This window comes from Mesorhizobium sp. M4A.F.Ca.ET.090.04.2.1 (assembly GCF_003999085.1).
In the GTDB taxonomy this organism is placed as follows: Bacteria; Pseudomonadota; Alphaproteobacteria; order Rhizobiales; family Rhizobiaceae; genus Mesorhizobium.
Window position 1 is genome coordinate 1 of the sequence record NZ_RZOT01000295.1, and the last position, 7,446, is coordinate 7,446.

At 64.9% G+C, this 7,446-nt stretch carries 7 protein-coding genes; all 7 read left to right on the plus strand.

What is annotated here, in order from left to right:
• On the plus strand, positions 1-653 hold a 653-nt coding region (locus EN781_RS20215; protein ID WP_281034383.1), incomplete at its 5' end, for a glycosyltransferase.
• The gene (gene murC / locus EN781_RS20220; protein WP_126053899.1) at positions 650-2,056 is read left to right on the plus strand and encodes a UDP-N-acetylmuramate--L-alanine ligase; all 1,407 of its coding nucleotides are present in this window, start codon (positions 650-652) and stop codon (positions 2,054-2,056) included. The genes EN781_RS20215 and murC, both read left to right, overlap by 4 nt.
• Positions 2,053-3,018: a UDP-N-acetylmuramate dehydrogenase gene (gene murB / locus EN781_RS20225; protein ID WP_126053900.1), complete on the plus strand. Its 966-nt coding sequence runs from the start codon at positions 2,053-2,055 to the stop codon at positions 3,016-3,018. Before murC ends, murB begins: the two co-directional genes overlap by 4 nt.
• A 367-nt stretch (positions 3,019-3,385) precedes the next feature.
• Positions 3,386-4,312 (plus strand): D-alanine--D-alanine ligase, encoded by a 927-nt coding sequence (locus EN781_RS20230; protein ID WP_127400268.1) that lies wholly within the window; start codon positions 3,386-3,388, stop codon positions 4,310-4,312.
• Entirely contained in the window at positions 4,300-5,238 is a 939-nt protein-coding gene (locus EN781_RS20235; RefSeq protein ID WP_126053901.1) for a cell division protein FtsQ/DivIB, read from the plus strand. Before EN781_RS20230 ends, EN781_RS20235 begins: the two co-directional genes overlap by 13 nt.
• Positions 5,235-6,542, plus strand: coding sequence for a cell division protein FtsA (ftsA, locus tag EN781_RS20240; protein ID WP_126053902.1), 1,308 nt, complete (start codon positions 5,235-5,237; stop codon positions 6,540-6,542). The genes EN781_RS20235 and ftsA overlap by 4 nt, the downstream gene beginning before the upstream one ends.
• Positions 6,543-6,610: 68 nt before the next feature.
• Positions 6,611-7,446, plus strand: an 836-nt coding sequence (gene ftsZ / locus EN781_RS20245; RefSeq protein ID WP_127400269.1) for a cell division protein FtsZ, incomplete at its 3' end; no start/stop codon positions are given.

Sequence of the window (7,446 nt, forward strand, 5' to 3'; positions counted from 1 at the left end):
CCACCGGCAATCCGGTCAGGCCGCAGATCCTGGAGGCGGCAAAGACGCCTTATGTGGCTTCGACCGGCGATGAGCCATTCCGCTTCCTGGTGTTCGGCGGGAGCCAGGGCGCGCAGTTCTTCTCCGACGCCGTGCCCGCGGCAATCGGGCTTCTGCCGGAGGCCGAGCGCAAGCGGCTGATGATCACACAGCAGGCGCGCGCCGAGGACGTGGCGCGGGTCAAGGCGGCCTATGCGTCGCTGGGCGTCGAGGCGCAGGTGTCGCCGTTCTTCACCGACATGGCGGCGCGGATGGCGGCGTCGCACCTGGTGATGTCGCGCTCTGGCGCCTCGACCGTGTCGGAGATCGCCGTCATCGGCCGGCCGGCGCTGCTGGTGCCCTATCCGCACGCGCTCGACCACGACCAGGCGGCGAATGCGGCCGCCCTTGCGGCGGCCGGTGGGGCGGAGGTGCATCCGCAATCCACGCTTTCCCCCGAGCGCATCGCCACGCTGGTCGCCGGGCTGATTCAGGACCCGGATCGGCTGTCGGCCATGGCCGCGGCCGCCCGGTCGGCCGGAAAACCGAACGCGGCGCGGTTGCTCGCCGATCTGACAGAGGCTATTGCGTCGAAAAAAACCGTTTCGGACTTCAGGAAGGGGACGCAAGCATGAAGATGCCGCAGACGATCGGCCTTGTGCATTTCATCGGCATCGGCGGCATCGGTATGAGCGGCATTGCCGAGGTGCTGCACAATCTCGGCTACAAGGTGCAGGGCTCCGACCAGGCCGACGGCGCCAATGTGCAGCGGCTGCGCGACAAGGGCATCGAGTGTTTCGTCGGCCACAAGGCGGAAAACCTTGGCGATGCCGAAGTGGTTGTCGTCTCGACCGCGATCAAGAAATCCAATCCGGAGCTCAAGGCCGCTCGCGAGAAGCTGCTGCCTGTCGTGCGCCGCGCCGAGATGCTGGCCGAACTGATGCGCTTCCGCCAGGCGGTTGCGATCGGCGGCACGCACGGCAAGACGACGACCACCTCGATGGTGGCGACACTGCTCGAAGCGGGCGGGCTCGACCCGACCGTGATCAATGGCGGCATCATCAACGCCTATGGCACCAACGCCCGCATGGGCGACGGTGAATGGATGGTGGTCGAGGCCGACGAGAGCGACGGCACCTTCCTGAAGCTGCCGGCCGACATCGCCGTCGTCACCAACATCGATCCCGAGCATCTCGACCATTACGGCAGCTTCGACAAGGTGCGCGAGGCGTTTCGCCAGTTCGTCGAGAACGTGCCGTTCTACGGCTTCGGCGTGATGTGCACCGATCATCCCGAGGTGCAGGCGCTGGTCGGCCGCATCGAGGACCGGCGCGTCATCACCTATGGCGAGAACGCGCAGGCCGACGTGCGCTTCACCAATCACCGCATGGATGGTGCCGCCTCCGAGTTTGACGTCGTCATCCGCGACCGCAAGACGGGCGGTCAAACGACGATTGCCGATCTGCGTCTGCCGATGCCCGGCCGCCACAACGTCTCCAACGCGACCGCCGCGATCGCGGTCGCGCATGAGCTTGGCCTCACCGCCGAGGCGATCAAGAAGGGCCTGTCGTCCTTCGCCGGCGTCAAGCGGCGCTTCACTCATACCGGCTCGTGGAACGGCGTCGAGATCTTCGACGATTACGGCCACCATCCGGTCGAGATCACGGCGGTGCTGAAGGCCGCGCGCAGCGCCACCAAAGGCCGCGTCATCGCTATTGCGCAGCCGCACCGCTACACCCGGCTGCACGATCTGTTCAACGAGTTCTCGGTCTGCTTCAACGACGCCGACACAGTGATGGTGGCGCCGGTCTATGCGGCAGGCGAAGAGCCGATCGAAGGCGTCACTTCGGATGCGCTGGTGTCGCGCATCCGCGCCGGCGGTCATCGCGACGCGCGCAATATTGAGGGCCCGTCGGCGATCGCGCCGATCATCCGCGAACTGGCCAAGCCGGGCGACTTCGTCGTCTTCCTCGGCGCCGGCAACATCACGCAATGGGCCTATGCTTTGCCCAAGGAACTCGGCGGGACGGCCTCATGATGCGCGGCCAGGCCCTGATCGAAAAGCTTGGCGACCGGCTGGCCGGCCTGCGCGGCCGCGTCACGCCCAACGCCGAGATGGACAAGATCACCTGGTTTCGCGCCGGCGGCCTGGCGGACGCGCTGTTCCAGCCGGCTGACGAGGAGGACCTCGCCGCCTTCCTACGCGCCGTGCCGGAGGAAATCCCGCTGACCGTCGTCGGCGTCGGCTCGAACCTCCTGGTGCGCGACGGCGGCATTCCAGGTTTCGTCATCCGGCTTTCGGCCAAGGGCTTTGGCGAGGCGGAAGTCGTTTCGCCGACCACAATCAGGGCCGGCGCCGCAACGCCCGACAAGCGCCTCGCGGCCGTCGCCTATGAGGCGGGGATCGGCGGCTTCCATTTCTACCACGGCATTCCCGGCGCCGTCGGCGGTGCGCTGAGGATGAACGCCGGCGCCAATGGCGTCGAGACGCGCGAACGCGTCGTCGAGGTGCGGGCGCTCGACCGCAAGGGCAATCTTCACACGCTCAGCAATGCCGACATGGGCTATGCCTATCGGCATTCGGCGGCACCTTCGGGGCTGATCTTCACCTCGGCGCTGTTCGAGGGGCATCCGGAAGACCAGGCGACGATCAAGGCGGCGATGGATGCGGTGCAGAACCATCGCGAGACGGTGCAGCCGATCCGCGAGAAGACCGGCGGCTCGACGTTCAAGAATCCGGAGGGCACCTCGGCCTGGAAGGAGATCGACAAGGCCGGCTGCCGTGGCTTGATGATCGGCGGCGCGCAGATGTCGCCGATGCATTGCAATTTCATGATCAACACCGGCACCGCGACCGGCTACGACCTCGAATATCTCGGCGAGACCGTGCGCGCGCGGGTGCTCGAGAATTCGGGCGTCCGGCTGCATTGGGAAATCAAGCGCCTCGGCGATTTCCGGTCCGGCCATGCGGTTCAGGAATTCCTGGGGCAACTCCTCTAAGGCGTGCCGGCGCTCAGGCGATGCCGGCCTGAGCTGGAACTCAGCGCACCTCCAGGGTGTGGCGAAGTTCAAGTAATACATGAACTTCGGCGATCCGTAACGGCCCAGGGACCGTTGCCCCAAAGACTCTACGACACACTTTTCGCAACTGTTTTCGCGGAAAGTGAATCTCTCGGAATCTTAAGGACTTGCCAGCGAATCAACTCTCTGATTCTCTGGCCTCAAGCGTTTCCTGATTTGAGTCGTTCGACGCGTCGGTCGCGTTTTCCGTCTGGGGGGCAACCTGCCGGAAGACTCGGACTCACCGTGCGGGAATGCTGGTGTGGAAATGTCAGTCGCGGCCCGCCGTGAGAGGGGATGACGGGAGATGAAGAACAAGCATGTGGCCGTCCTGCTCGGTGGTTTTTCGTCGGAGCGGCCCGTGTCCCTGTCCTCGGGGAAGGCATGTGCGGATGCGCTCGAGAATGAAGGCTATCGCGTCACCCGGGTCGACGTTGCGCGCGATGTCGGCTCCGTGCTTGTCGCGCTCAAGCCTGACGTTGCCTTCAATGCGCTGCACGGTCCGTTCGGTGAGGACGGCACCATTCAGGGTGTCCTCGAATATCTCGAAATCCCCTACACGCATTCCGGCGTGCTTGCCTCGGCGCTGGCCATGAACAAGGAGCAGGCCAAGAAAGTCGCCAAGGCAGCCGGCATCCTGGTGGCGGAATCGAAGGTGGCCAACCGCTTCGCCATCCAGAACAAGCATCCGATGAAGCCGCCCTACGTGGTCAAGCCGGTCAACGAAGGATCGAGCTTCGGCGTCGTCATCGTGCATGAAGGGCAGTCGCATCCGCCGCAGGTCATCGGCTCGTCCGAATGGAAATATGGCGACACCGTCATGGTCGAGCGCTACATCCATGGGCGTGAGCTGACCTGCGCGGTGATGGGCGATGTGGCGCTCGGCGTCTGCGAGATCATTCCGACCGGCCATTCCTTCTACGATTACGATTCGAAATACGTGGCGGGCGGATCAAAACACGAAACCCCTGCTAAAATTTCACCGAATATTTACCAAAAAATACAGACACTGGCGCTTAAGGCTCACCAAGCTATCGGTTGCCGGGGCGTTTCCCGGTCGGACTTCCGTTACGACGACCGTCACTCCGAAAACGGCGAGGTTGTCTGGCTCGAGATCAACACCCAGCCGGGCATGACGCCGACGTCTCTGGTGCCTGAAATCGCCGCACAAGCGGGGCATTCGTTCGGCGAACTGTTGAGTTGGATGGTGGAGGACGCTTCGTGTCTGCGTTGAGGTGGGGACAGGGCAAGGGGGCGGGCGCCGGGCCGGCGCTGTTCGGTCTGCCGTTGTCGTTCGACCATTTCGTGTTGCCGCGCATGTTTCGCCGGCCGGTGCGCGTCCTGGCGCGCCTCGGCGGTGGTGAATTCACCGCCCCGCCTTTCTCCGCTGCGATCCTTTCGGCTGTGCTGATTGGGTCCGGCAGCGCCTACGGCGCCTATCTTGGCGGGCAGATCGACGGCGTCGTTCAGGGCATCACGGCGCGCACCGGTTTCGCAGTCGATCAGATCAAGGTGGTTGGCAACCGCGAGACCTCCGAGATCGACATACTGGACCGGCTCGAGCTTGACGGCTGGACCTCGCTGATCGGATTCGATGCCGAGGCCGCGCGCGAGCGGATCAGGACGCTACCCTGGGTCGAGGTCGCGGCGGTACGCAAGGTCTATCCGCATACGCTGGAAGTGCGCGTCGAGGAGCGTGAGCCTTTCGCGCTCTGGCAGCAGGGCAATTCGCTTTCGGTCATCGAGCGCGACGGCCAGGTCATCGCCCCGTTCTCAGGCGGCAAGCAGGCGCTGCTGCCGCTGATCATCGGCACCGGCGCGCCAGCCACGGCGCCGGACTTCCTTGCCAAGGTGAAGCGCTATCCCGAGCTTGCGGCGCGAGTCAAAGGCTATATCCGCGTCGGCGAGCGGCGCTGGGACCTGAAGCTGGAGAACGGCATCACGGTTAAGTTGCCGGAAGACGGCGAAGACCAGGCGATCGCCGAACTGGTCAGGATGGACCGCGACAACGGCCTTCTGACGCGCGACATCGCAGCCGTCGACATGCGCCTGTCCGACCGCCTCGTCGTGCAGTTGACGCCGGAGGCGGCGACGCAGCGCGAGGCCACGCTCAACGAAAAGCCGCAGAATCTGAAGCGCAAGCCGGAGACGAAGATATGAGCTGGCTTGGCGGCAACAGCGACGCCTCCTCGCGCCGGTCCGGCACGCTGACGGTGCTCGACGTCGGCTCGAGCAAGGTTTGCTGTGTGGTGGCGAAGCTGAAGCCGCGTGAGGACGGCAAGCTTTTGCGCGGGCGCTCGCATCGCATCCAGGTGATCGGCATCGGCCACCAGAAATCGCAAGGCGTGAAGTCGGGCGTGGTCGTCGATCTCGACCGCGCCGAGCATGCCATCCGTCTGGCCGTCGACGCCGCTGAGCGCATGGCCGGGCTGACGGTGGATTCGCTGATCGTCAACATGACCGCCGGAAGGCTGAAGAGCGAGACCTTCTCGGCCACGATCAATCTCGGCGGCCATCAGGCCGACGAGGCCGACATCAAGCGCGTGCTTGCCGCCGGTGCCAAGCAGGCGTTGAAGGCCGAGCGTGAGGTGATCCATTCGCTTCCAGTCGGCTTCTCGCTCGACGCCGAGCGCGGCGTGCGCGATCCACGCGGCATGGTCGGCGACACGCTGGGCGTCGACATGCATGTGCTGACAGGCGATTCCGCGCCGCTGCGCAACCTGGAGCTCTGCATCAACCGTTCGCATCTCTCGGTCGAGCGCATGGTGGCAACCCCCTATGCCAGTGGACTTGCCGCACTCGTCGACGATGAGCTCGAGATGGGCGCCGCCTGCATCGACATGGGTGGCGGTACGACGACGATCTCAGTGTTCGCGGAAGGCAAGTTCGTTCATGGCGACGCCATCGCTATCGGCGGCAATCATGTAACGCTCGACATGGCCAAGGGCCTGTCGACCTCTCTCGATGCCGCCGAGCGGCTGAAGGTGATGCACGGTTCGGCGCTGCCCGGCAGCGCGGACGATCGCGACCTCGTCTCGATTCAGCCGATCGGCGAGGAAGGCGAGGTGCCCTTGCAGATACCGCGCTCGATGATGACGCGCATCATTCGCGCCCGTATCGACGAGACGCTGGAGCTTTTGCGCGACCGGCTGAACAAGTCCGGCTACGGCAATGCCGTCGGCAAGCGCGTTGTGCTCACCGGCGGCGCCAGCCAGCTTTCCGGTCTGCCGGAAGCAGCGCGCCGCATCCTCGGCCGCAATGTGCGCATCGGCCGCCCGCTCGGCGTGGCGGGCCTGCCGGAGGCGGCCAAGGGGCCGGCGTTCTCGACCCCGGTCGGGCTTTTGATCTATCCGCAGATGGCGAGCTTCGAGAGCCATTCGGTGAAAGGAATTTCCGGTCTCAGGATGACTGGAACGGGTGGAAAACTGCATCGCATGAGTCAGTGGTTGAGAGACAGTTTCTAAAATTGACGGGGACAGCCCCATAGGCGGCCGCAGCGGCGAAGCGGCGGGAAAGGCAAAGGACGGAGACAATGACCATCAATCTGCAAAAGCCGGACATCACCGAGCTGAAGCCACGCATCACCGTGTTTGGTGTAGGCGGCGGCGGCGGCAATGCGGTCAACAACATGATCACCGCCGGCTTGCGCGGTGTCGAGTTCGTGGTGGCGAACACCGATGCGCAGGCGCTGACCATGTCGAAGGCGGAACGGCTGATCCAGCTTGGCGCGCATGTCACCGAGGGTCTCGGCGCCGGCTCGCAGCCGGAGGTCGGCCGCGCGGCGGCGGAGGAATGCATCGATGAGATCATCGATCACCTCTCCAATACCCATATGTGCTTCGTCACCGCCGGCATGGGCGGCGGCACCGGCACCGGCGCTGCCCCGGTAGTCGCCCGCGCCGCGCGCGAGAAGGGCATTCTCACCGTCGGCGTCGTCACCAAGCCGTTCCACTTCGAGGGCCAGCGCCGCATGAAGACGGCCGACTTGGGCATCGAGGAACTGCAGAAATGCGTCGACACGCTCATCGTCATCCCCAACCAGAACCTGTTTAGGCTGGCCAACGACAAGACCACCTTCGCTGATGCCTTCGCCATGGCCGACCAGGTGCTCTACTCGGGTGTCGCCTGCATCACCGACCTGATGGTCAAGGAAGGCCTGATCAACCTCGACTTCGCCGACGTCCGCTCGGTGATGCGCGAGATGGGCAAGGCGATGATGGGCACGGGCGAAGCTTCGGGCGAGGGCCGCGCCATGGCCGCCGCCGAGGCAGCGATCGCCAACCCGCTGCTCGACGAGACCTCGATGAAGGGCGCCAAGGGCCTGCTGATCTCGATCACCGGCGGCCGCGACCTCACCCTGTTCGAGGT

What these genes read in the sequence shown, in the direction of transcription:
- murC (WP_126053899.1), top strand. Translation starts at nt 650, where the DNA reads ATGAAGATGCCGCAGACGATCGGCCTTGTGCATTTCATCGGCATCGGC.
- murB (WP_126053900.1), top strand. Translation starts at nt 2,053, where the DNA reads ATGATGCGCGGCCAGGCCCTGATCGAAAAGCTTGGCGACCGGCTGGCC.
- EN781_RS20230 (WP_127400268.1), top strand. Translation starts at nt 3,386, where the DNA reads ATGAAGAACAAGCATGTGGCCGTCCTGCTCGGTGGTTTTTCGTCGGAG.
- ftsA (WP_126053902.1), top strand. Translation starts at nt 5,235, where the DNA reads ATGAGCTGGCTTGGCGGCAACAGCGACGCCTCCTCGCGCCGGTCCGGC.